Below are 25,563 nucleotides of genomic sequence, written 5' to 3' on the forward strand. Positions count from 1 at the left end.
ATGTAATTTTTATAGCCTTTTGATTATCTGTTTTAGTGCTGCATTTTATTCTGGAAAATTGGTTTTATTTTTTCCAATGCAGACTGGATATAAGTGGCCGTCAGGTTTTATTTAATTCTGAAGATGTCCAACCTTTCACATAATTAGTTGAGTCAATGGTTAAAATTAGACAGCCTGTAATAAGATTTCATTTGTCCTCTGGCATCACACTCTATTAAATTTTTCTGCCTGTTCAATTATCCATTCACGAAAGTAAGCAATTTTTGGCAGACTATCGCAACCAAGAAGATTGACCGGGTAATAAGCTAACGGGCCTTAAAGAATATTCCGAACAAAGACGAACAAGTCTGCCGCTTTGATATCTTCATCGACCATAACACTTCTCGCCAAAGCGACACCATGACCCTCGATTGCTGCTTGTAAAACTGCAGCTGAATTGTTACCCCGCAGAGAAGGCTTACGCGCTATTTCCTGAATATTGAAAAGACGTAACCATGTATCCCAAGTGATAAAATCTTTATGCTGTTCCATCGACAGATCGTGAATAAGTGTATACCCAATGGCTCCTGTCAGGCAGTTAATCAATGGGTTAACAGACATAATTTGGGGGGGCACACCGGAAACATTTCTTCCGCCATTAGTAATTCAGCCTGTAGCCCCTCCCATTTACCCAGACCATAGCGGATGCAAGCATCCATTTCTTGCGAGGAGAAATCTAATAATTTCAGCCTGGTTTCAAGGCGAACATCAATATCAGGCCAGCGGCATTGAAAATTGTCGATCCTGGGCAGGGTCAGTCCAACTATAGGGCAGGATCGTCAACCGAGGCGGGGCCAGTCCACACTTGTTCTGTTGCAGCTTCAGAAATGACAGGCGGCTTTCTGACACCATTTGCATGGTGTTAGAGTCGGCGAACCTGGAGATACCCGCAGTCTACAATCACTCTGTGCTGTACTGACGGAAAACTACGTTTGCCTGGTTTTACCGTTTATCCATTACTGAGCTTAAACGTTCTGAACCGCCAGAGTTACATCTCCTGATACAGATACCCGTACACCGGCTGCTTTAAGTAAATTGCCTATCATGCAGGCAATATCAGTTGCCGTTATCAGTTGTCTGACTTTATCCTTGAGTTCTGGCGTCGTCTCCTCAGGTAGTGAAACCACCACTGAATGAGCGATATGTAAATCCTGAGGCTTGTCACCAGTAATTTCTGTGGTGACATATATATCATTAGCCTTAATGCTGCGTGACTCAAGCGTAATGGCCAGAGTCATTACAAGGCATCATGCAGCTGAGGCTTTGAGCATATCTTTTGGATTTGCTCCGGTACCGACACCACCGAAAACCTCCGGAATGGCGATCGGGATTTCAAATCCATTTCCCTCGACAGATCCATGCCCCAGCCTGAATCCTTTCCACGTTGTTTTAAGTTTATTCACAATTTTCGCTCCTTCTGATTATGTCACTGCCTCAGTCTGATATCTGGTAATGCAGACAACAAGTGGCGGTACCGACATAAATCGGATCAACCCCGTCACGACTGAGGCTGGGAACAAAAAAGTTTAACTGAAAAAATAAGGAATTACAGAGTTCACTGTCTTTTCTGCGGCGGGTATCAATAAATCAGTCCTTACCTGCGCTGGAATAACAGAGCGTTGAAGCTATGCAAAAACCCCGGGTGAAAAACACTGCTAATGAAAATGAGCGGCCAGTTTTTAAAGTAACTGAGTTTCATTTTTTCCACACTGCATGCGTGTTACTCTTCTGTTATGTAAGGCCAGTCCTGCAAGCGGAACCATCAGAAACAGGACCCAGGGCAGGAGCAGGAAATTCATTTTCTCCCAGCCAAAGGTGTTAAGAAGCTTCCCGGCAGCAAGTGAGCAGAGCAATGTAAATACAAAAATACTCATGTCATTAATAGCCTGGGCAAATCCTTTTTCAGCCAGCGAGAACGATGTTGCCAGGAGGCTGGTCCCGCCAATATAAAGAAAATTCCAGCCCAACCCCACGAGAAAAAGTGCGCCTGCAAACTGGGTGAAGCCCGTACCCGATAGCGCCAGCAGAATATACAGAATAAGCGCACCTGCACCTGTCATCATGACAGTAATAATGCCAAAACGCTCAATCAATCGGCCTGTAAAAAAGGAGGGAAGAAACATACCCAGAACGTGGATCTGGATAACCGTAGCGCTCTGGGTCAGAGAGTAGTCATGATGTTTCATTGCCAGCGGCGTCGCTGTCATTGCCAGTACCATTATCCCGAATGCAGAGGCAGCCGAGAAAAGCGCCACGGCATATGCCGGTTGGGTAATGACCGCCAGCCAGGGGCGGGAAATGGTCTCACTGGCCTCGTACGTTTCTGCTGGCGGCATTTGCAGGCGACTCAGTAATGCCAGCCCTGACAGTGCCATTATGCCCATTAACAGAAAAGAGCCCAGGAACGGGACAGAAAAAAGATGACTTCCCGCATTTGCCAGTAAAGGGCCCATCAGGGCTGCCACGATCCCTCCGGCCATGACGAGAGAAATGGCGCGGGTACGATACGATCTCTTCGCCGCCTCGGCTGCAGCAAAGCGGTAAAACTGAGCAAAAGCCTGATAGATACCGACCATAAACGTGCCCACACACAACAGTGCGAAAGAATGGATACTCAAGGCAATGACGGCAAGAATGCTGGCGATAACGCCCGTGCCCGCGCCGGTGCAGAATCCTATCTTTCTGCCTGCCCGACTCATCCATATTGATGCAGGAAATGTTGCCAGTACAGTGCCCAGACTGACAGCAGCAATCGGCAGGGTGGCAAGCACCGGTGTGGGAGCCAGCATCTCTCCTGCCAGTCCTCCAATGGTCATAACCAGAATGGATACCGTCTGGAAAATGGCCTGTGAACCAGCCAGGACCCAGACCTGGCGAAACATTTTTTGCATAGAATTTAATCCGGTTAAGCATACCCGTTTTGCTGTGGCGGGCAGAATAAATGTGCAGACTCTGCCGGGATCGCCAGCCAGGCCTCGAAATTGTAACAACTAACAAACAGGTGGCAGTCAGAGTTGAGTATCCGGCCCCCTGAAAGCGCGCCGCCATTCGCTCGGGCTTACGCTAAACCGTGCTTTAAAACTCTGGCGAAAAGAAATCGGTGACTGAAATCCTGACATCGAGGACACGTCTTCAATGCTGTGGTCGGTGGATTCAAGAAGTTCCTGGCTGCGCTGAAGACGTTCGCTGTTGAGCCAGTCTCCGATCGTCATGCCGGTGGCGGCCTGAAAGTGTCGTGTAAGCGTCCGGCGGCTCATACTGCAGAATTTCGCCAGTGAATCGATGTTATGCGGCCTTTCCAGATTCCTTCGTAAATAACTTGTCAGTTCGTTTACAGCGCTGTCGCGGGTGGTCTCTGGTACCGGACGTTCGATATACTGTGCCTGCCCACCTTCACGATAAGGCGGCATGACCATCCGGCGCGCCACTCTGTTGGCAAATGCGCTGCCATAATGCGCACGCACAATATTCAGACAACAGTCAATCCCTGCTGCCGTACCGGCAGAAGTAATGAGCCGTTCATCATTGATGTACAGCGCATTGGTATCCAGTCGGACTGTCGGGAAGCGTCCGGTAAAATCCCGCTCGTATTCCCAGTGTGTGGCTGCCCGTCGGTTATCCAACAAACCCGCGTAGGCCAGCACATATGTACCCAGACATAATCCCACGACCTCTGCTCCCCGCCTCCAGGCGTCACGCAATGCTTTCAAAATTGTGGGGGACGGTTTTTCCTCAGGATGACTCCAGAATGGAACGATGATGATACTGGCGGTTTCAAGCAGCTCCAGTCCGTTCTCAGTCGAGATCGATAAACCGGCTTCGGACCTGACAGTTCCCGGACTCTCGGCACAAATCTTCAGGCAGAAATGATCTGGTTCAGGTAATGCCTGACCGAAAACCATGTAGGGTACTGAAAAATGGAATGGGCTGACGCCAGGGGTGGCAACAACAGCAACGACAGGTACGCTCACGGTTTCATCTCCGTTGTTAAGGTATCGCGGCCTGATGGCAGAAAAGCACTCCGGTAACGGAGTGCTCTGTTCACGCCTGTAAGCATTCGCAGGCGTGTCATGACACAATTCTCAGAAGGACAGCGTTTCGCCGTCGTCAGGAATACGCACGCTGTGCTGGATCCCGTTCTGCTGGACGAATTCTTTAATTTCACTGCGCGTCAGCAGACAGTGGTTAATAGCCTCCAGATGGGATGCCACAACGATGGCGTCAGGAAGGGTCTGATGCGTGCGCAGAATATCTTGGGTTCCCATGATAATGGCGCCGTAGCCATCGACCTGAGCGAAACCGGCGTTGATAACAACCACATCCGGCGTATAAGTAGCAAGGCTGTCTGCATAGGATTTAACCCAGATAGTATCACCCGCGATGTACAGCACTTTTTCACTGGCGTGGCTGAAGACAAGGCCGCATGCATCGCCAAGGAAAGCCGCCATCTCCGGATCGGCATAGGCCTCATCACTCCCGTGCTGACCATCGGTCTTTATAAGGGTGATACCGTCATAATGGTTTTCATCCTGCAGAACGCGAACATCGGTGAAACCCTGTGCACGAATGAGCTCAGCATCTGCATCATGTTGTGAAAAGATAGTTTTGTTTTTTGGGATGAGTTGCTGCGCAGCCTCATCCCAGTGATCCAGATGCGTATGCGTGACAATTACCGCATCCACATTCAGTAATTCGTCAACAGAGACAGGCAGTTCAACCCGGGGGTTACGCAGGTGCGAACGAGCTGTCCCGGGGAAGCCTGGCCACGCTTCTTTTGCGGCGAGGATAGGATCGATGAGGAAACGTTTACCGGCGTATTCAAGTACAAGTGTGGCGTTGCGAATTTGAGTTAATTTCATTGAAAACCCCCTTAAATTGATTAGTCAGCAAGCAGGCTTACAGTGCCTGACTTGTAGACGCTCAGTATAGGGATACCTGAAAGGCTGCGTGAGACGCCCACTAGACAATTAACGATGTAATCGGGTCACAAGAGGGCTTTAATGTCCTGGCCACGACCATTGTCCGACAGCAGGAATTACTTCTTTATGTGCCGCTGAACCGGACACAGGCCCGACGTAAATGTGTGAGCGAAGGGAAGCAATCTACATTCACCCGTGTATGTGCCGGCTGAACACACCCGTGAGAGAAGCCAATAAGTGTCGGTATATTTACCTCCTGACCTCTTAGGTAGTGGTGTGTATGAATACAGACCGGTAATCCTAATCTCAGGTCGCATTGTCGCCTTTCAGGCACCCCGGGTCGGCCGACAGAGGAAGATCCGGGGATGCGATAAGCTGTCGTTATGTTCATGACTCCATAGAATAGCCGCAGCGGAGCTGAATATTCCCCCTGAAAGCTTCAGCCAGTTTGTTGCCCTGAATAAAAGGAAAACACCGTCGATGTAAATCTGAATCCCGAAAACCGGCCTGTCATCTTTTTCTGTCCTGACAGGCAGGCTAGATTACCCCGTGCAGGATCAAGGTTGAAACCTCCGGCGATAGTCCCCCGGTGTTAGTCCCACTATACGGGTAAAGACCTTTCTGAAGGCCCCCGTATCGCTGTAACCCACATCCCACGCAATACGTTCTAACGGAAGCTGGGAAGACTGGAGCATTTCCCGGGCGCGTCCAACCCGCAGGCGCTGACAATACTCGGTCGTCGTCATACCAGTCGCCTTCTGAAAGCGCCGTAAAAAAGTGCGCTCCTCCAGGCCTGCCAGGGCTGCCATTACCGGCAGCGCAGTTTCTTTTGCTCCTGTCTCCTCTAACCAGTGTTGAACTTTCAGTACCGCCCGATCCCCATGTGATAGTCTGGGAGAGAAAGCGCTGTAGAAACGCTGCTGCCGACCTGGTGGATCTACCAGCAGCCGCTGGGCGGTTTCAATCATAATGGCGGCACCATAGTAGCGATCAACCAGGCGAAGACCCAGATCCACCCAGGCCATCGCACCGCCTGCCGTTATAATATCGTCATCGTCTATTAGTAACTGATCAACATCGAGCCTGACGTCGGGGAAGCGCTGGTTGAATAATTCAGCATACTGCCAGTGCGTGGTGATGGTTCTTCCTCTGAGCAGCCCGGTTTCCCCCAGTAAAAATGCGCCTGCACAGACAGATGCGATCGTAGCTCCACTGGCATGCTGGTCGCAAAGCCAGGCAGTACAGGGACGGGCTGATGATGCCGGCAGCGGCTCCTCCAGACTGGGGGGTAAAATAATCACATCTGGCCCGTCTTCGTAGCCTGGAGCGTCCCCACCCAGTCTTTGCGGGACTTCAGCGCTCCTCCCTCCATGCCACCGAGTTACATTAACCGGACCGGGTACTTTCACGTCATGACGAAGCCGGACTTTTTCGGCAAAAGCCAGCAGATCCATAAGACCCAGAACGGCGGCCTGCTGTGCATGTGGATAAACAAGGATCGCGATTTCTTTCGTCAATGTCTGGCTCATGTGTCGATTCCACCTCTGATTATGTCGTTATTGCCACTTTGCATATTATCTGCTCTGATACAAACTGTCTCTAATGAATTTAAAAAGCCAACCAAGGGATACACTCCATGACCAGACAAGCTATCATTGTTATCGATCTACAGAATGAATATCTCCCGACAGGGAAACTGCCACTGGCTGGTATCGAATCGGCCACAGCTAATGCGGCAAAAGTCATTGCTTCAGCCCGTGAACAGGCTGTACCGGTTTTTCATATCCAGCATATTTTTGCCAATAATGAGATGCCAGTATTTGTACCGGACTCAGACGGGATAAAAATTCAGCCTGCTGTGCTGCCTTCAGGCAATGAACCTGTCATCGTTAAAAACTACGTAAACTCCTTCCTGAATACCAACCTCAGGCAGCTGCTTGAGGAGCAGAGCATCACCTCTCTTGTAGTAGTCGGGGCAATGAGTCATATGTGCGTGGACGCTGCCGTACGTGCGGCCTCAGATTACGGCTATGACGTGACGGTCCTGCATGATGCCTGTGCCACACTGGATCTTGAATTCAACGGAGTCAACGTTCCGGCGGAACAGGTCCACGCCACGATGATGGCTGCTCTGGCGTTTGCCTACGCAACGGTGAAATCTACTGAGGAATATCTGCAAAGTTGACAGAGGCTGTTATCAGCAAACTCCTGCCGGTCAGATGCACAGCACTGACCGGTTTTTGTATATATCCAGAAGGAGTCCCATAAATGCGGCCATTACAAGCCAGACATGTTATATAACAAAGCAAAAAGCGAAACAGGGAGATGTTTCACTAGCATGATGGACCATTGTTGTCAGGGTCCTTTTCTGAAAGAGCTTTCGCCCTCAGGCGAGCAGCCAGTTCGTGAATATATTCATCGACAATGCCGTAATGGCAAAGGGAGTCATTCAGACGCAGGACATAATCACGATTAGACCCAAGCTTTCCATATGCTGTAGAAATACATGAAATAATATTATCAGGAGAAGAATCTTTCTCGTAAAATATGTTCGCGGGATCAGCTGCAAAAATAATCGCCCTGACCGTTCGCCCATCATCAACCGTGACATCAGCCCACACTGGCTGGTAAAAACCGCCAACCATTTCGCGCATCCATACCATTCGGAGTTCATTTTCCTGATTTTCTTCATGGAAACGGTATACCAGGCCCGAAGCCCTTCCCCCCTGCTCCAGCGCAAGCATTCTTCCCGGACATTTAACAGTTCCTCTTCCAAGGATAAGGCGGATACAGAAACTTCGATGCCAGCCCTCAACAACTGCCAGTTGTTTTTCCACGTATTGAAAGAGTGGATTACATATAAGCGACCCATAAGCAAAAATCCAGAGCGGCTCTCCTGCAACATGAGTCTTCAGCATATTTTTCATTGACTGCTCAATACGGTTTTCTGACCACCTCTCGGAGCCAGATATCTCCTGTAAAGCATTCAGGAATGAACCATTATTCAGCGTTTTTCTGTCCAGAATCACATTTACTCTCTTTTTAGCTATTATACAGTCTTCTCACTAAAAACTTAAAGAAGCTGTGTTATCTGAATATATTCAGATGATCAGCCTACGATAGGCTGTATATCCGGGATGCGAAAATCATTTCGATAAGCACAAATTTTAATAGTACTCGTTTAGAATCATGATATTAAATTTTCCCGGAATGGAGGTCTCTGCTTTTAAGAAACAGATAACGAGAAAACCCGACGAGCATGCTCGCTTCACTGGTTCGCAGCATTGAGACATCCAGTGCATCAGGGCTCAGACGAAAACGATCAAGTGCATCCGCATCCTTAAAAACCTGAAAGAGTTTCAGATATCGCTCACGCCCTGATTGCATTCTCGCAATTTCGGACAGGCCAATAGCATCTTCAAGATCGTGAAAATGCATGATGAAGCTTGCCAGGCGATTCACAGGAATATTTTTTTTCTGGCAAAAATGATGATAGTACTCTGAAGCACGTTTACCATGCCCTTTGTCAGCATAATCATCCTGACGACGGGAATCATGGAAAACGGAGGCCAGACAAAGAACTTCCATGTCTTCTTCAGTCAGTTGTTTCTGGTGCCCCAGGATAATTGCCAGTAGCAACACCCGGGCACAATGATCAGGTCCATGCCACGCACTGTCAGCCAACAGAAACTCAACATGTTCGTCCATAAAGGCTAACCAGTGATGATAAGGGCCGGATATGGTAGAACACAGTTCCTCATCAAGGACGGTTCGCAGGATACTTTCTGGGATCACAGGATCCTCCTTTACCTTTATCAACATACTGAGTATTGGACAAGCTGCCTCAGGTTATCGGCAATATCGCCATCAAGGCCGATGGATTTACCGCGAATCACATCAGGAATATACAATTCTTCCCCTATATTGAAGGTAATATAACTGGCATAAGGTTCTTGTTGAACCCTGGACATGAAAGGCGCTTTAATAAACGGATTACGTGCCCCAACCCCCAGTTCAAGAAAGACTATTTTTTTGTCCTGTCTCTGTATCAGAAAATCACTGAATGCTTTCTGGCGTGCCTGCCACTGCGAGCCTTTCAAAAAGGCATGCCCGGTTTCAATATGAACCTGCATATGACCGCCACATTTCGGACACTCCGGGACCAGATGGCAAGGAACTTTCCCGTTCTGTTGCTCCCTGGCCATGATGCTGAGGAGTTCATCCCCTGGATATAACTGGTCATGGCAGGCCGTTGCGCATTGCAGATTCTGGCAATTACCCTCGAATTCGAACACTCGCTCAGGATTAAAGCCTGCTGCAAGAAAGTGAGCATCAATATTCGATGTGATGACAAAATAGTTTTTATTTTTTACCAGGGTGAGCAAATTCTCCATGACCGGATCAGGCATTCTGTCATTGAGAAAGTAATCGTACATCCTGCTGTAAAACGCCCATTTGTCTGCCTCTCTAGGAAAAGAATGAAAGCAACCACGGATGATATTACGGAACCCGTGTTGCAGGCGGAGATCACCAAACTTATGCAAAAAAGCGGCATCCTCAGCAAAAAGATGAATACCTGCAGCAATGGATAATCCATTGCTGGCACCGATTACAATGGCATCTGCATCATGAATACGGTGGATCGCATCCGTTAATTCTCTGCTCATACAGTTTCGCCTGATTCCGGATTTGCGGATAACGCCCTCTTTTCTGCATATGTAACGAGGTCATGCAGGACCTGGGCAATATCAGCATCTAGCGTTATTGTCTTGTTCCGCAATAAATCATGTGTGGGCGGTTCGCCTTTATTGATTCGGACCAGAAAAGCATTAGGCCAGTGATACGTCGCCACCGAGAACGGATTTTTGATGATATTAGGCGTCATCAGACCGACGCCGAGCTCCAGAAGCACAATGTTCTTCTGTGAGTGCTGCTCAATAAAATCCTGATATTTACGCATATAATTTTCCCAGTGCGTCCCTTCCAGAAATACAGGGGAACGGAACCAGGGCTCCATCTCTGCGCCACAACGCGGACAACGCGGGATCAATTCTGAAGGAATGCGCGTATCAGCGATGTGTGCAGCAATTTCTCTGACAATGTCCTCGGAGGGATAGACAGCGTCATGGCAGGGTTTACCACACTGAAGCCAGTGGGATGTTCCTTGTGGGTAGCAAAGTTTCTCGTCAGGGAAGAGTTTGGAAAACTGCAGATCCTGATTAGTAGTAATGATGAAATAATTTTTATCATGGATAAGTTTGTGCAGATCCACATATGTCTGCCCGGCAGGTTGTTCGAACATTAACCGTCCGTGTTTGGCAAGATATGCCCAGCGCTCTTCGCTGCTTGGATACCTGTGATACAGCGCATCACAGAGGTTACGGATGCCATAATTTTTTTGGAAATCACTGAAGTGGTCCCGGAAGTATTTACTGTATCCGTAAAAATCATGCTGGTTTGCCGCTGACATACCTGCGGCACCACCGACCAGGATCGCATCTGCATCCTGGATTTTTTGGTAAATGGTTAAAATGTGATTCTGGTACTGCAACTGGTCAGACATAGCCTGAAAATTCTCTGTTTGCGTTATCGGAGTGCCCGCTTTAAACTGAAGTGGACAGGGTAAATCCGTTCCCTGTTATTAATATTTCAAGGAAACGGATTAAGAAAAAAGTTGTTAGTCTGAAAGAGTGTTAGTCTTCAGTATTTCGTGGCATTCCCCAGGCATCAGCAATAATCTCAGTTGAACGGTAAATAGATTTTTGTGAATGACCGAGGTTCAGGATCATTATTTCATCTGAATTAACACGTTTGTGCCATTTGCCCAGTTGTCTGACAACCTGTTGACCTGTTCCACTCATGATCTTGGCATTCCACATATCCATCAGTCGTAATTCAGACGTAGAATAATCATAATCACGGGCTTCGTCTGGCGTTGGAACGACAAAAGATCGCCCTGTACTCATACGCATCATGGCATGTGAGTATGCCCATGCTTGCTGCCGTGCATCGTTCTCATCGTCAGCAGCCATCACCCCGAAACTCGCTATCACGTATGGACGGTCAAGCACGGCTGAAGGGCGAAAATGCTTCCGATAATGTTTCACTGCCATCTCTACATTCTGGTCCGCCAGATGTGCGGCGAAGGCAAACGGGAATCCCATTTGAGCAGCAACACCAGCCGAATAATCAGACGATCCCAGTAACCAGACAGGCGGACGCTCAAATGAGCGGGATACCCCATTCTCACTGTCCTGTACCGGACCGGGTACAGCATAAACGCCAGTCTTAGAAAAACGATGCCCTGCCGGGAATGAGCCATCAAGGAAGTGAAGCAACTCATCCAGTTGCCTCGGAAAACTTTCTCTTCCAGTATCCCCGCGGCGCAAGGCAGAGGCTGTGGCCATATCCGTACCCGGTGCACGGCCTATACCTAAATCAATACGTCCGGGCGCCAGTGAGGCCAGCAGGCCAAACTGCTCAGCCACAACCAATGGCGGGAAATTCGGTAACATCATTCCGCCAGCACCCAGGCGAATACGCCGGGTTTCTCCCGTCAGTCTGGCCAGAAGAAGTGGTGGAGAAGAGGTCGTGACGCCCGGCATAGCATGGTGTTCAGCTATCCAGTAGCGGGTAAAGCCGCGCTGATCAGCAAGGCGTGCCAGTCTGATGCTGTCCGCCAGAGCCTCCTGAGCACTCACCCCTTTCCCCGCCATGGCGAAATCCAGCAGTGAAACAGGAACAGGTGCAGCACCATACCTTTTTCCAAGAATTGTATTTTTCATCAGAATTGGCTCCTCAAAATTATGTCCAGACCACATCAGCTTCAGAGAATGACATCTGTTCTTTGAATAATTTTGAAGCAATTTTCCAATGCTCACAATTGGCTGTGACGACAACATTCGATGGAAATGGGTCATTATTTCTACGGATAATTGAGGTTTTTTAACGTAGTTTATTACCAGCACAGCGATGGCATTCCCGGAAATCCCCATATCTGTGAAAAGTTTAATTAGCTCCCCACAGGTCCTGGGACATAGCCATTGTCACCGGCACCATTCTGGTGACAAGGAAGAGATCAGGGTAGCAGGTGAGGCGTCAATTCTTTGGCCCACAAAATCCTGTTCTGTCGGAACCTTCATATAGTGCCTGATTAAGCCTTTTAAGCACCCTCTCACATTCATTCACATCAATATTGGCGAACCCTATCACGATGAAAGCGGACGGCGCGTTAGTATCAGACGTATAGTTCCCTGTATCGGCAACCTGAATATTGTTTCTGGAAAGCCAGTCAGAAATCCGGCCGGTTTTTTCAGGCTCGCTGAATCTGACGTAAAGCTGCAGACCGCCAGGCGGAACGCTGAACTGCGCGTCCGGCAGGTATTTTCTTACCAGGGCCACCATATCATCCCGTTTATGCCGGTATACCGTTCGCATCCTTCGCAAATGTCGCGCATAAGTTCCGCTTTTCAGCAATTCAGTAACCCATTGCTGTAGCAGGCCGCTTGTACCGCGAGATAAGCTCCAGTGCAGGGCTGCCATCTGTTGTACGAGGTAGCTGTCTGCAACCAGATATCCGAGCCGGACGTTATTGAACAGTACCTTGGAAAAGGTGCCCATATAAACCACCTGCGCTGCAGCTGCGGTTGAACGAAGTGCGGGGCGGGGAACCTTGTCGAAGTAAAATTCACTGTCGTAATCATCTTCCAGCAGAAGCAGTTTTTTCTGACAGGCCAGCTGAATTATCTCGCTTCGCCTGGCATCGGACAGCGTAATGCACTGTGGAAAATGATGCTCCGGCATCAGATAAAGTATGTCCTCCGAAGCTGGCCGGAAGCCGGAGATATCGATCCCCTCAGCGTCCATCCTGTGTGACTGCAGCTCGTAGCCAAAACGCGAAAAATTACGGGCAAACTCCAGGTAGCCCGGTTCGCCAAAATGAAAATAGGTTCTCTCCTGCCGTACGGTCATGGCCAGAAGCAGACTTCCGTACTGTGAACCAGGCACTATCAGCACTTCCTGGGGACTGGCTGAGATCCCCCGGGAAGGGAGGATCTGGTCGCAGATAAGCTGACGTAACTCCAGGTTCCCTGCGCTCTCACCAAAATGATTAAGCCTGTCAGGATAACGCAGCACGCGGTTGAAAGCCTGCCGGAACTCACTGACCGGAAGATGGGCCGTGCTGGCATGGCTGGGAAGCAGGGATAAGCCTCCGGGAAGAAATTTATCACTCGCGTGGGGGATTGGGGAGGGGGCAGACGTAACCGGACCAGGCGGTGACGTATCCGACTTTTCCCGGTAAATCACCATCGTTCCTCTTCCCGTATGGCTGTGACAGTACTCTTTCACGCAAAGCGCTTCATAAGCCCGGACAACGCTTCCACGGGATACCCTCAGCTGACGGGCCAGCTCCCGGGAGGGGGGAAGGTACTCGCTATAATTCAGCCGGCCTTTGATGATCTGCCAGCTGATCTGCTGCTCAATCTGATGGTAAAGCGGAAGAGCCGTCGCGCTGCGGCTGAGATGAATGTCAATCACGTAAACCCCTGTGGTCCAATTATTTACCTGGATTGGACCTTTGAACGGTAATGTTACAGGACCAATATAGCGGGAATTTAGCATTCTTCTGTCCGGGGCGCAGTAATTTAGCCCGGAAATTAAAAGTGAGATATACGGTGTCCGAAAAACTTAAAACTGTCAGCTTCGATCTCTATTCCTCGGTAATGGGGATAACCGGCCTTGGCCTGGTATGGCGGGCCGCCGCAAAAACCTACAGCGTGACCGCTTTGCCTGGCGAAGTCTTCCTTGCGTCAGGATTAACGGTATTTTTAATACTGACCGGTATCCAGCTTCTGCGGCTGGTTTTTTGCCGTCAGGCTATCCTTGCAGAATGGCAGTCGCGCGCCAGTAAGAACTTTTTTTGTGCTGCCACGATCTCAGGATTTCTGCTCGCAATGGGACTGCTGCCTTACAGTATCCTGCTGGCGAAATCGCTCTGGATAGCGGCCGTCAGCGCGCAGATTTTTTTCCTGACGTGTACGTTCCGCCGTTGGCTTATCGATCAGCTTGATACGCATGAAATCAGCCCGGTATGGCTTATCCCGATGGTGGGAAATGCCTCTCCTGCTTTCGCGGGTGTGGATCTGGGATTTCCGGGCCTGAGTAAGATGCTGCTGTTTTCAGCCCTGCTTTGCTGGGCTCTTTTTATGCCGATTATTCTCTGGCGCATCGTGTTTGTTCGCCCTGCAACCCCTCAAAAGGCCATGCCCGGCCTGGCTATCATGGTTTCAGCGCCTGCGGTCATCGCCGTTGGACTTTACTGTGTTTATGGCGGTATGAATGATTTTATTGAATTTATGGTCTGGACAGCCTTGTTCTTTGCCATTGTGCTTATCAGCCTCTGGAGAAGAATGTTCCCGGATACGTTTAGTCGAATCTGGTGGGGATTTACCTTTCCCTCAACTGCTCTTGCATCAGGTCTGATACGGGTTGATGGGGCATCTACGAATACGCTGAACCACACGCTTGCGCTATCGGCAATAATTTTCGCGACCTTTGTAGTTTGTTCCATTATTATCATGACCGTCAGACAATCTCTTTTTATTTTCGGATGGGGACGGCATGAAAAACACTTTGAATAGCGTATTCTACAGCCCACTTTATGTGAGGGTATCTGAATATCTTTTTTATGCGGGTAAGCGCAATGTTTATACCGCCATTGCGAAATCGATAATTGATAAAATTGAAGAATTTCCCTATGTGAATATTGAGGAACTGGCGTCGTACTGTAATACGACGCCTTCGAGTATCACCAAATTCGTCAGAGAGTTGGGGTACGGTTCGTTCCATGAATTAAAAAATGATACTGTTCCCTACAGGCTGACACACCAGGGCATAAAAGGAATGACCGAAAAAGAGATTCTTGGGGAAATATATAAATACATTCCTTACGAAGAATGCAGGAAAATGGCAGATATCATTAATGACAGTCGCTCGGTTATTATTCTATCAAACTCATTTCTTTTCAATATTGCAAACGTCATGAGGGAAAGCATCAGCAGCAGCAACCGGAAGGTTTATCTGGTCGAGCGTTCAAACAACGAACTGATAAAAACCATCCTGCGGCAGGTGGACTGCGTTTTTATTCTTACCCTAACAGGACAGTGGATAAACGCATGCCAGTATATAAACAACGTATCTGAAAAGTCGCAATTATGCCTTATTTCTGGAAGCGTGCCCGCCATCCTGAATAACAAACCAGTCCGTACCATTGAACTCAACAATTACCCTCAGATGTTATATGCTAACTATTTTTCGCATAAATACCTTGAAAGTATTGTTTTTAATATCGTACAGAACGTGATTTAGCTCACAAAGTTGTTTTCCAAAACAGGAAAATGATACTTTTTGATTTCCACCTTGTTCACGGATATTTTCTGGTTATACCCTACATCAAGAGAGTCCCGCAAATGTCTGAACAACAGCAGATATTGTCTATCATTGACAATTTAGGTGGCCGTGAAAATATTAAGGATTATTACCACTGCGCTACGCGGTTGCGTTTTAATCTCTTCGATTATGACAAGATTAACAAGGATGATCTTAAAGCGAACCCGCTGGTCCTCTCAGTCGTGCAGGCAAGTGGACAGTGTCAGCTCATTATCGGCAACAAAGTAGGGGCAGTATACAATGCCCTGCACGGTATGATTGAAAACGGCGGTCAGAACCGCACGCCGTCTTCTTCAGGGGCGGCAGCAAACCGGGAATCCTTCATCAGCCGTATCTTCGCATTCATTTCAGGCAGCTTCCTGCCACTGATAGGTATCCTTGCCGCCGCAGGTCTGCTGCGCGCCTTCACCACGTTGTTACTGAGCCTGCCTTCGCTGGTCGGAAACAGTACTCTGACCCTGCTGTCATTCATTGCTAATGTACCGTTTTATTTCATGCCCGTGTTGCTTGGTTTCACTATCGCCAGAAAGCTCAAATCCAATGAGCTGATAGGGGCGATTATCGGTGCGTCATTACTGTATCCCGAATTTACCAGTCTGGCAGGGCAGACGCTGAATATCATTGGCCTGCCGCTTGTAGTTATGGAATACGGATACAGCATTTTCCCTGTATTCTTTGCCGTACCGGTTGCTGTTGCGCTGGAGCGCTTCCTGAAGGCCAGACTCTGGGATTCAGTACAGCTGTTTATGGTGCCGTTGTTATGCGTCGTAATTGTGGTACCGCTCACCATGTTTTTACTTGGCCCGTTCGGGAAGTACCTCGGCGATTATCTGGCATCAGCCATTGTTTATATCATTGGTGTGAACAGCCTTGTGGCCGGGATGATCATCGGCGCGGCCTATTCCTTTATCGTCCTGTTCGGTCTGCACTGGGCCATTATTCCGGTAGTCTTTTCAAATATTGCCCATGGCGGTGACCCTATCTATGCCATTGGCGGTATGTCAGCCATCGCCCAGATGGGAGTGGCACTGGGGATCCTTATCAGAACGCGTGATGCAGGTACGCGTCAGCTTGCCAGCAGTGCCTTCTTCCCTTCATTAATCAGCGGCGTGACTGAGCCCATCTTATACGGCCTCATCATTCCTAATCGCCGTACGATTTATTACATCATTATTGCCGGTGCGATCGGAGGGGGAATTGTGGGTGGCTATAACATCACGATTAATAACCTTGTTTTTGCGAGTCTGCTTTCCATCCCGACCGCAAGTAACATGCTGATCTACAGCGTGGGTCTATTCGCCACTTTAATTACTGGCGCAGTCTTACCGGTTATTTTTGGTTACAAGAGCCGGTCTTAAAAATGGGAGAGAACATGAGTAACGAATCACTGAATTTTCCTGAGAACTTCCTGTGGGGCGGCGCTATCGCGGCAAACCAGGCTGAGGGAGCCTGGAATCTTGATGGTAAAGGTATCAGCGTTGCTGACATCAATGAATATGTTTTCAATGAAGACATGCACAAAATGTATAATATCGAACTCACCCGGGACTATGCTGTCCAGGCACAGGACGATAAAGACGGCGTGTTTCCTAAAAGAACAGGTATCGATTTTTACCATACTTTTCGTGAAGACCTGACGCTGCTCAAAGCCGCTGGTCTGAAGACCTTCCGTACCTCAATCAGCTGGGCGCGTATTTTTCCGGACGGGGATAATTCTGCGCCAAACGAAGCGGGCCTGCAATTTTACGATGAGCTGATAGACGAAATCATCAAAAATGGCATGGAGCCCATGATTACGCTCGCCCATTATGAAATGCCCCTGAACCTCGCGCTTAAATATAACGGCTGGAAGAATCGCCAGTTAATCGATTTTTATTTTAACTTTGCCCGCAGCTGCCTCGATCGCTATCACGATCGCGTTAAGTACTGGATCCCTTTTAACCAGATTAACCTCATTCGCTATGAGTCCTTCAATCATCTGGGCATTTTCGAAGATGAGGGCACCTATCTGGAACAGGATAAATATCAGGGTGTCCACCACGAACTGGTGGCATCGGCCATGGTAAAAAAATATGCCGCATCCCTGGGCGGGGATATTAAGATCGGCATGATGCTGTATACCGATTTTGCCTACCCTGAAACGACAAGCCCGGAAGACAACTTCGCGACATGGCAGAAAAACCAGTATGAAGTCTACTTCGCGGATGTGCTTCTGCGTGGAGAATATCCTGGCTATATCAAACGGTTCTTCAAAGAGAAAAACATTGTTCTTAGCATCACGGATGAGGATAAAGCCCTCCTGAAGAATACGGCAGATTTCATGACGTTTTCTTATTACACGACCTATGTTAGCAATGCTGAAATTGCGCACCAGTTCAGGGGAAATAACAAGCGTAACCCGCTTTTATCGCAAACTCCTTGGGGCTGGGCAATTGACCCGGTAGGGCTTCGCTATGTGCTGAATTTCTTCTGGGATCGCTGGCAAAAACCCATCATGATCACCGAGAACGGCATTGGCTGTTTTGACGAGCTGGTTAACGAAACCGTAGAGGATGATTACCGTATAACCTTCTTCAGGGATCATATCCGCTCTGTCGGTGAAGCCATTGCCGATGGCGTGGAGGTGCTGGGCTACTACATGTGGTCTCCGATCGACATTATCAGTTGCTCGTCGAACCAGATGTCAAAACGTTATGGCCTGGTTTACGTCAATCTTGACGATCTGGGGCGTGGTGACGGCAAACGTTTCTACAAAAAAAGTTACTCCTGGTACCAGAAACTCATTGCGACCAACGGTAAATCACTCGAAGAATAATCCCTCAGGGTTGCACAAAGGCGTTTACGGGCCCTGATGCAACCCTGCCTTTCTTTTCATCGTGGTGTTATGAACCGAGACCACAGATTCCACGCTATAAACTAGACTGTTTACCTGCCGTAATGAACTTTTATTCAGGTACAAGCTTAGAACAGCGACGCATGCACACCTTCCTGACCGTAAAATTAGCAAGGTTTCAATAGCATAAAGCCCCGTTAAGTGCAATCTAACGGGGCTTTATGGCCGCGACAGAAAGTGTCTGCGGCCAAATTTTACAGGCTGAATCAATGAGATTGTGCAGTGTGACGCTTTGGTTACTGCGTGGGCACACCAGTGAAATGGCCTGAGATTCCGGTTCGTGCGCAAATTCACAAAAGCGCTGACCATTGGATTCTGGAGCAGTCGCTTCCTTTCAGATTAAAACACCGGATTGTTATTAGCCCGATTATCGGGCATTTACATCATGGCATCCCAGTGTTCAGCCAACTTGCCGTTCTCCATGTGATAAAATGACGTAGGGTCTGTAAAGTGACTGCGGTACGCCATCAGCCATTTCCATAACTTGTCGTCGAACCATGTTCACAATCTGCCGCCATGAAAAATGGATCTTACTGCGAAATACACTTTAATACGGTACAGGAGGGTCACTTACAATTCATAGATATCTATGAAAATAGATTGTTAATGCAGAGCTTTAATGATGAAATATAATTAAACACCAAATCGCTTTAATTGAAAATATATAACACCTGAAAAACCAACATCATTAGTAAATATTAATCGCTTTGCCAGGAATAATAGAACGAGAAAACCAACACGACCTCTAAAAAGAATAAACAATAGGCTTTTAATCTTATAAATAAAACCTTTGAAAATTTTCACAGCCGAGAAACAGTCCAAAATATTCGAGAGCCATTAGAACTTATGTCAACGATCACAATTTTAAAATTTTCCCGCATGACCATAACAAAACTGAGGTAAGTTATGGTAAAAATAAACTATATTAAAAACTGACCAATATACCTCATAAGACTATTCATATGAAAATTAAACCTTTGCCCCCACTAAACAGCTTGACAGCTTTTGAGGCAGCTGCGCGGCATCTCAGCTTCACGTTGGCAGCGAATGAACTCAGTGTCACTCAAGGAGCCATAAGCCGTCAAATTCGACATCTTGAGGAATTTCTTGGCACAGCTCTTTTTACCCGCTCCAATAGAAATATCCATTTAACCGCTACAGGGTTGCAATACTATGACTCTGTCAATAATGCTTTGATAGAAATTGCCAGTGCAACAGGTGATGTTAAAAAATGGCAAGGCGAACATAAAATAACCGTATCAACAACCAGCGCAATGGCGGCACTCTGGCTTCTGCCTAAAGTTGTCAGTTTTCAGAATGAACATGAAGAAGTCGATCTGAGAATTCTTGCTTCAGATAGCATACATGATCTACGTAAGCAAGATTGTGACATTGCTCTTTACTATTGTCGCACACCGCCAGCTAACATGAAGGCCACGCCATTATTTTCAGAAAATGTATTCCCGGTCTGTAGCCCAGTTTACTTAGAAAAAATAGGAGTTCTTTCTTCACCTGAAGATATTTTCAGCAAAACTCTACTTTTTCTTGAAGATTCCCACTCAGAATGGTTAAGTTGGGAACAATGGTTTTCAGCTGTAAATTTACCTGAATACAAACCCAAAAACAGAATAAATATCAATAATTACCCAATGTTATTACAGTCCGCAATTAATGGACAAGGTGTAGCTCTTGCCTGGGGTTCTTTGGTTGACAGTTACCTTGAATCTGGGGCACTAATCAGACCTGTCTCATATACACTAGGTACACAATCTTGTTTTTCAATGCTTGAGCCAATTGGAAAAGGAATAACCACTTCCAGCATAAAATTATTCCGTGAATGGCTATTGAAACAATGCCCTAACACAACAGCTTAAAATAAAAGACCACCTTCTGAGAAGGTGGCTTTTGAGAATGCCCCCTGTAAGGGGGGCTACTGTCAATTTTGATTACTACTCTAGCAATTACATCTGCTGTTCATGCGTTTGTTCCGTTTTCTCCTGATTCCTCACATATCGTCTGATAATTTCTTCATTCACTCCCACCGTATCGACAAAGTAGCCTCGGGACCAAAAATGGTTTCCCCATAGCTTCTTCCCGATATGTGGAAAACGATTATAAAGTCTGATGGCACTCCGTCCTTTCAGATGGCCCATCAGAGTTGATATTGAGATCTTAGGTGGGATGATGACGAGCAGATGTACATGATCGGACTGAACATTTAGCACCAGAACCTCACAATCCTTTATTCCACAGAGGATACAGATCGTCCTGTACAACTCCTTACTCAGCTTATCTTTCAGGATCCTGAATCGGTACTTGGGCGTCCAGACTATGTGGTATTTGCAACGCCAATATACATGTGATGAACTCCTGTAAAGTCCCATGTCGGTTTGTCTCTTTTTACTTGTGGTGAGTAAGCAGAGATATTCCGACATAGGCATTCTTCAGGCTATAGCCTTACAGGAGTAATCACCACCTCCCCAGGAGGTGGTTTAGGGACGACAATAAAACAGGAAGCTGGGTTCACACCCAACCTGCTGTTTAAATTTACAGTTTTCTTTTCTGCATCAAGACCGTTTTAAACGCCCCAGTTGGTTTTATCGAACCATCTAGTTGCTCTGGCTCAGGATGAACGTGTTCAGGTAACATAGCCCATGGAGCTGGCTCTCTTCTAATCGTACGGAAAAGAGTAAAAGTCATTAATGCTATAAATATTGATACAGGAAAACCTGCAATAATTGAAGCCGTTTGCATTGCTGGTAAACCTCCGGCATATAAAAGAACAGCGGCAATGGCAGCGATCATTACTCCCCAAAGAACCCTAATAAATGGTGGGGGTTCGTTATGCCCACATGCATCTAGAATACAAAGCACCAACGTTCCAGAATCAGCAGATGTAATAAAGTAAGTTCCTAATAACACACAAGCCAAAGCACTAAGGATAGTAGTTAGCGAAGAGTAAGGTAGATTATTGAAGAGTGCGAATAACGCATTGGTTGTATCCTTTCTGGTCGCCTCCAAAATAGGGCCACCTTTGAAATCATCCTGAACATCTGACAGGTTTTTTTTCTGTGAAATAACATGTTCGTAATGATGCACCCTTGCCTGCTGTTCGATCTTTAATGCTGTACCCCCGAACACAGATATCCAGATAAAAGTAATAACGGTTGGAACAATAAGTGCGCCAGAGATCAACTCCCTGATAGTTCGACCTCTGGAAATACGTGCAATAAACATCCCTACGAAAGGGGCCCAGGTCATCCACCATGGCCAGTAATATGCCGTCCACGAATTCTGCCAATTAGAATCATTTTGGGCATCACTCCAAAAACTCATACCAATAATATTCTGTATATAGTTCCCGGTACTCTCCATTAAAGTATTCAAGATATATCTTGTGGGGCCGATAAACAACACAATGACAACAATCAGTAGAGATAATAACATATTTAACTCAGAAAGACGTTTTATTCCCTTACTAACCCCAGAAAGAACTGATGAAACCGATAAAGTACAGAGGACCACAATAATAACAAGCTGACTTCCTAAACCCACACTAACACCGAATGCCTGATTTAGACCTGAATTAATCTGAATCACCCCCATACCTAGCGTTTGGGATATACCAAACGCAGTCACGGCCACAGTTAAAATGTCCACAAAATGACCGATCGGACCGTATATTCTCTTTCCTATAAGAGGGTAAAGAATAGAACGCAATGTTAATGGGAGATTCTTCCTGTATGAAAAATAAGAAAGAGCCAATGCAACTATTAGGAAAATAGACCAAGGATGCAAACCCCAGTGGAAAAAAGTTAACTGCATCGCCATACTGGAAGATTCATTACTTAGTCCGGTAGTAAAAGGATTATTTGAATAGTGCCACATTGGTTCTGCCACCGACCAAAATATCAAACCAATCCCCATTCCTCCTGAAAAAAGCATAGCGACCCAGGATGTGTAACTGAACTCGGGCTTTTCATTATCTTTCCCTAACCTTATATGCCCATATCGGCTAACCATCAAATATATTAGAAAAAACAATACCAATGTAACAATACCGATATAAAACCATTTCATACCATATAGCAACGATTCCGAAATGGATTCAAAAGACTTCCCAGCTTGATTCGCCAGGATTGCACAGAATAAAACGAAGCTTATGACCAGTATTTTAGAAGCTATTGTGACCGTAGGGTTCAGACCTTTTAGTAATCCGGATGTAGCCCGCATATGCGTCTCTCCTTCCTCAACATTACTTATAAAAGTTATAGTTTTTGTTTCATTTTTGTTAAAAGCAGTTTTGAGCCTAGAGTGACCTCTCCCCCCTTTCAACTGATTAATAGTCAATCAAGAGTGACTAAAACTCATAACTAAAGGGAGTAATGAGTCCATTTCATTAAAAAAATGTCTATTTTCAATCAAAAACAGATTATTTACTTTCCACATGAGTTTTAATCATTCATGCCCCGCCAAAATGTAGCTTGAAGGTTACACAAATGTTACGCAAGCTCACTCTCATTCACGTATCGCCTGCTGAGGTGTGTGGCTGATATGTGTAACGCAGATAACAACACTTCATTTTTGGAGAGCGCTACATGAGCAATGTCAACCAACATATTATCCCTATCCACTTTGTCGATCGCGTATTAACTCCAATCAGCGAGGCGACAGGCATGCCGAACGAAGCCTATACCAACAGCGATTATTTCCGTTTTGAGCGAGATAACGTCTTAGGTAAAACTTGGACGTGTATTGGTTTTAGTTCTGATTTACCAGAAAAGGGTTTTGTCAAACCTGTAGACTTTATGAATCTCCCTCTCGTCATAATGAAAAATCGTTCTGGCGACATTCAGGTGTTCCACAATGTTTGCAGTCATCGGGGTATGAAACTGGTGCATGAAACAGGCCCTGTACAGGGCATGATCCGCTGCCCTTACCACTCCTGGACTTATGACCTTGATGGAAACTTAAAAGGTACGCCACATGTCGGTGGTATTGGAGTACACAAAGATGAGCGTTTCAAGTGTGAGAAACATGGGCTAAAGCCACTACGTTCTGCAATCTGGATGGGCATGGTATTTATCAATCTATCTGGTGATGCAGAAGATTTTGAGCAGCATATTGCTCCGCTAGAACTACGCTGGAAGGGATTCATGGGCGAACAAGGTATGGATTTGTTACGCCAGGCCAAAAATGGCGGGAACCTGGAAATTGAGGTAAACAGCAACTGGAAACTGGCTGTTGAGAACTACTGTGAGGCCTACCACCTGCCATGGGTACACCCTAGCCTGAACAGTTACTCTCGTCTGGAAGATCACTACAACATCATGTTTGATGAACGATTCGCGGGTCAGGGGAGTCTGGCATATAACTTATCGGAGACCGCAGGGACCCGTCTTCCAAAATTCCCCAACTGGCCGCAAGATAAGCAGCGTCATGCCGAATATGTCGCGCTTTTCCCTAACGTACTCTTGGGTATACAGATCGATCATGCCTTTGCCATGATGATTGAGCCTATTTCAGCAGAAAAAAGCATTGAACACCTGCGCCTCTTCTACGTAGGAGATGAAGCAACCACCCAGCCCTTCGCTTCCTGCCGGCAAGCAACTGTCGAATCATGGAGAGTCGTATTTAGCGAAGATATCGCTGCCGTTGAAGGCATGCAACAAGGACGACATTCACCAGGCTTTGGCGGTGGTGCTTTCTCACCGGAAATGGACGTGCCGACACATTTCTTCCAAAAGTGGTTAGCCACTCAGGTAAAACAAGCACTGGAGGCGTAAGCCATGAAGCACTACCTCAATTATATCGCTGACCGGTGGGTCGACAGCACACGTTCCCTTACTGTCAATAACCCTAGTACAGGTGAACCTTTCGCAACCATCGCTCTGGCTAATACACAGGATGCAGATCGCGCCATGGCTGCCGCCAAATCATGCGTTCGGCAAGGTTCTTTGTCTAATGTTCGTCCCGCAGAACGCACCTCCTGGCTGTTAAAAGCTGCCCAAGCGATACGAGAAGTGGCGGGAGAAGGCGCTAAAACTTGTTGTTGGGAAAATGGTAAACGCATGCAAGACGCCCATGACGAGTTTATGGAGGCGGCCCGCTATTTTGAATATTACGCTGGCATGGCTGATAAATTGGAAGGAACGTCAATACCACTGGGGGAAAACTACCTAGATTTCACACAATATCAACCTTACGGCATATCTGTTCAGATTGTTCCCTGGAATTTTCCTGTATCAATCTGCGCACGTTCCCTAGCGCCGGCCTTAGCCGCTGGTAACGCTGTCGTGATAAAATCACCGGAGCTCTCCCCCCTGGCAATAACACTGCTGATCGAGGCCGTAGTCAGAGCAGGTTTTCCCGCCGGAGCCGTACAACTCCTGTGCGGTGAAGGTGCCGATGTTGGTAACTATCTGGTACAACACCCGGACGTTAATCAAATTGTCTTCACCGGATCAGTCGGAACTGGGCAAACTATCCTTCGCAATGCCGCCACCCACGCAACCCCCGCAGTCATGGAGTTGGGTGGAAAATCTGCAGCAATCGTCTTAGCTGATGCCAATGTCGACCACCTACTGAACAGTGTAAAAAACGGCATATTTTTTAATGCTGGTCAAGTTTGTTCCGCACTTTCACGATTACTCGTTCACGTATCTCGTTATGAAGAGGTTAAAAACGCCATTATAGCACTAGCAGAATCACTAAAAATGGGTTCCGGCGATAACGCAGACACCGAGCTAACTCCGCTGGTTTCACGCGAACAACAACGGAAAGTGTTAGCAATGATAGAACAGGCCCGAGCAGAAGGTGCCACCGTGCTTACTGGGGGATATCCACCTGATATTACAGGATACTTTGTTGCCCCCACTATTATCGAAGCGACCCCAGAGATGTCGATCGCTCAGGACGAGGTGTTCGGTCCAGTTTTGGTCATCATGCCTTTTGAGTTGTCGTCGCAGGCAGTAGAGATAGCAAACGGCACGCCTTTCGGGCTGGTTGCTGGTGTCTTCGGCCAGAACCTGGATCAAACTTTGCATGTAGCCAGGCAGTTACGTGGCGGCCAGGTTTTCATCAATGAATGGTTTGCCGGCGGTATAGAAACACCTTTTGGCGGCGTGGGTCTATCAGGTTTTGGACGAGAGAAAGGCCAGGAAGCAATCTACGGTTATGTAAACACCCAGAACATCGCAATACGCATCCACACTGTACAGTAGCTTCTTTTAACTATACATCCCGCTATTATCGATAGCGGGA

At 47.2% G+C, this 25,563-nt stretch carries 24 protein-coding genes; 8 read left to right on the top strand and 16 right to left on the bottom strand.

Annotation, left to right across the window (positions count from 1 at the left end; all coding sequences use genetic code 11):
* Positions 1-315: 315 nt before the first annotated feature.
* The 8 genes from IM282_RS21910 to IM282_RS15390 all read right to left on the bottom strand — a co-directional run bounded on the left by IM282_RS21910 (position 316) and on the right by IM282_RS15390 (position 6,487).
* A complete protein-coding gene (locus IM282_RS21910; protein WP_226839885.1) occupies positions 316-531 on the bottom strand; it encodes a LysR substrate-binding domain-containing protein in 216 nt (71 codons plus the stop codon).
* Positions 532-581: 50 nt separating this feature from the next.
* Entirely contained in the window at positions 582-806 is a 225-nt protein-coding gene (locus IM282_RS21915; protein ID WP_370553797.1) for a LysR substrate-binding domain-containing protein, read from the bottom strand.
* Positions 807-1,004: 198 nt separating this feature from the next.
* Complete coding sequence (locus IM282_RS15365) at positions 1,005-1,277, bottom strand: OsmC family protein (RefSeq protein WP_192970536.1); 273 nt, start codon at positions 1,275-1,277, stop codon at positions 1,005-1,007.
* Positions 1,278-1,286: 9 nt separating this feature from the next.
* Complete coding sequence (locus tag IM282_RS15370) at positions 1,287-1,442, bottom strand: hypothetical protein (RefSeq protein ID WP_192970537.1); 156 nt, start codon at positions 1,440-1,442, stop codon at positions 1,287-1,289.
* 276 nt (positions 1,443-1,718) lie between these two features.
* Positions 1,719-2,930, bottom strand: coding sequence for an MFS transporter (locus tag IM282_RS15375; protein WP_192970538.1), 1,212 nt, complete (start codon positions 2,928-2,930; stop codon positions 1,719-1,721).
* 117 nt (positions 2,931-3,047) lie between these two features.
* On the bottom strand, positions 3,048-4,010 hold the full coding sequence (locus tag IM282_RS15380; RefSeq protein WP_192970539.1) for a helix-turn-helix domain-containing protein: 963 nt from the start codon (positions 4,008-4,010) through the stop codon (positions 3,048-3,050).
* 111 nt (positions 4,011-4,121) lie between these two features.
* Positions 4,122-4,898 (bottom strand): MBL fold metallo-hydrolase, encoded by a 777-nt coding sequence (locus tag IM282_RS15385; RefSeq protein WP_192970540.1) that lies wholly within the window; start codon positions 4,896-4,898, stop codon positions 4,122-4,124.
* Between the two features lie 617 nt (positions 4,899-5,515).
* A complete protein-coding gene (locus IM282_RS15390; protein WP_192970541.1) occupies positions 5,516-6,487 on the bottom strand; it encodes a GlxA family transcriptional regulator in 972 nt (323 codons plus the stop codon).
* 107 nt (positions 6,488-6,594) lie between these two features.
* Here IM282_RS15390 and IM282_RS15395 point away from each other — a divergent pair, with 107 nt between their 5' ends.
* Positions 6,595-7,143 (top strand): cysteine hydrolase family protein, encoded by a 549-nt coding sequence (locus tag IM282_RS15395; RefSeq protein WP_192970542.1) that lies wholly within the window; start codon positions 6,595-6,597, stop codon positions 7,141-7,143.
* 148 nt (positions 7,144-7,291) lie between these two features.
* Here IM282_RS15395 and IM282_RS15400 read toward each other — a convergent pair whose 3' ends face one another.
* The 6 genes from IM282_RS15400 to IM282_RS15425 form a co-directional block, all read right to left on the bottom strand.
* Positions 7,292-7,987 carry a gamma-glutamylcyclotransferase gene (locus IM282_RS15400; RefSeq protein ID WP_192970543.1) on the bottom strand — a complete coding sequence of 232 codons (696 nt, stop codon included), beginning with the start codon at positions 7,985-7,987 and terminating at the stop codon, positions 7,292-7,294.
* A gap of 166 nt (positions 7,988-8,153) precedes the next feature.
* Positions 8,154-8,753: a hypothetical protein gene (locus IM282_RS15405; RefSeq protein WP_192970544.1), complete on the bottom strand. Its 600-nt coding sequence runs from the start codon at positions 8,751-8,753 to the stop codon at positions 8,154-8,156.
* A gap of 20 nt (positions 8,754-8,773) precedes the next feature.
* Complete coding sequence (locus IM282_RS15410; protein WP_192970545.1) at positions 8,774-9,625, bottom strand: Sir2 family NAD-dependent protein deacetylase; 852 nt, start codon at positions 9,623-9,625, stop codon at positions 8,774-8,776.
* Positions 9,622-10,521 carry an NAD-dependent protein deacetylase gene (locus tag IM282_RS15415; RefSeq protein ID WP_192970546.1) on the bottom strand — a complete coding sequence of 300 codons (900 nt, stop codon included), beginning with the start codon at positions 10,519-10,521 and terminating at the stop codon, positions 9,622-9,624. Before IM282_RS15415 ends, IM282_RS15410 begins: the two co-directional genes overlap by 4 nt.
* Before the next feature lie 130 nt (positions 10,522-10,651).
* Complete coding sequence (locus IM282_RS15420; RefSeq protein ID WP_370553774.1) at positions 10,652-11,926, bottom strand: LLM class flavin-dependent oxidoreductase; 1,275 nt, start codon at positions 11,924-11,926, stop codon at positions 10,652-10,654.
* 130 nt (positions 11,927-12,056) lie between these two features.
* Positions 12,057-13,496 (bottom strand): PLP-dependent aminotransferase family protein, encoded by a 1,440-nt coding sequence (locus IM282_RS15425; protein ID WP_370553776.1) that lies wholly within the window; start codon positions 13,494-13,496, stop codon positions 12,057-12,059.
* A gap of 137 nt (positions 13,497-13,633) precedes the next feature.
* Between IM282_RS15425 and IM282_RS15430 the strand changes: the two genes are divergently transcribed.
* From IM282_RS15430 to gcvA, 5 genes are all read left to right on the top strand, one after another.
* Complete coding sequence (locus IM282_RS15430) at positions 13,634-14,599, top strand: C4-dicarboxylate transporter (protein WP_192970548.1); 966 nt, start codon at positions 13,634-13,636, stop codon at positions 14,597-14,599.
* A complete protein-coding gene (locus IM282_RS15435) occupies positions 14,580-15,326 on the top strand; it encodes a transcriptional regulator, RpiR family protein (RefSeq protein ID WP_192970549.1) in 747 nt (248 codons plus the stop codon). The genes IM282_RS15430 and IM282_RS15435 overlap by 20 nt, the downstream gene beginning before the upstream one ends.
* A 101-nt stretch (positions 15,327-15,427) precedes the next feature.
* Positions 15,428-16,765, top strand: a complete 1,338-nt coding sequence (locus IM282_RS15440) for a PTS transporter subunit EIIC (protein WP_192970550.1) — start codon at positions 15,428-15,430, stop codon at positions 16,763-16,765.
* Positions 16,766-16,779: 14 nt separating this feature from the next.
* On the top strand, positions 16,780-18,222 hold the full coding sequence (locus IM282_RS15445) for a glycoside hydrolase family 1 protein (RefSeq protein WP_226839887.1): 1,443 nt from the start codon (positions 16,780-16,782) through the stop codon (positions 18,220-18,222).
* A gap of 1,040 nt (positions 18,223-19,262) precedes the next feature.
* Entirely contained in the window at positions 19,263-20,174 is a 912-nt protein-coding gene (gene gcvA / locus IM282_RS15450; RefSeq protein WP_192970552.1) for a transcriptional regulator GcvA, read from the top strand.
* 87 nt (positions 20,175-20,261) lie between these two features.
* On the opposite strand, the gene tnpA is transcribed toward gcvA, so the two are convergent.
* Positions 20,262-20,684 (bottom strand): IS200/IS605 family transposase, encoded by a 423-nt coding sequence (gene tnpA / locus IM282_RS15455; RefSeq protein WP_192970622.1) that lies wholly within the window; start codon positions 20,682-20,684, stop codon positions 20,262-20,264.
* A 163-nt stretch (positions 20,685-20,847) separates the two neighbouring features.
* Positions 20,848-22,533, bottom strand: coding sequence for a BCCT family transporter (locus tag IM282_RS15460; protein WP_192970553.1), 1,686 nt, complete (start codon positions 22,531-22,533; stop codon positions 20,848-20,850).
* Between the two features lie 365 nt (positions 22,534-22,898).
* Here IM282_RS15460 and IM282_RS15465 point away from each other — a divergent pair, with 365 nt between their 5' ends.
* Positions 22,899-24,086 carry an aromatic ring-hydroxylating dioxygenase subunit alpha gene (locus IM282_RS15465; RefSeq protein WP_192970554.1) on the top strand — a complete coding sequence of 396 codons (1,188 nt, stop codon included), beginning with the start codon at positions 22,899-22,901 and terminating at the stop codon, positions 24,084-24,086.
* Positions 24,087-24,089: 3 nt separating this feature from the next.
* Entirely contained in the window at positions 24,090-25,523 is a 1,434-nt protein-coding gene (locus tag IM282_RS15470; RefSeq protein ID WP_192970555.1) for an aldehyde dehydrogenase family protein, read from the top strand.
* Positions 25,524-25,563: the final 40 nt, after the last annotated feature.

Origin of the sequence: Enterobacter cloacae complex sp. P29RS, from assembly GCF_014893445.1 — a bacterium.
GTDB lineage: Bacteria > Pseudomonadota > Gammaproteobacteria > Enterobacterales > Enterobacteriaceae > Enterobacter > Enterobacter intestinihominis.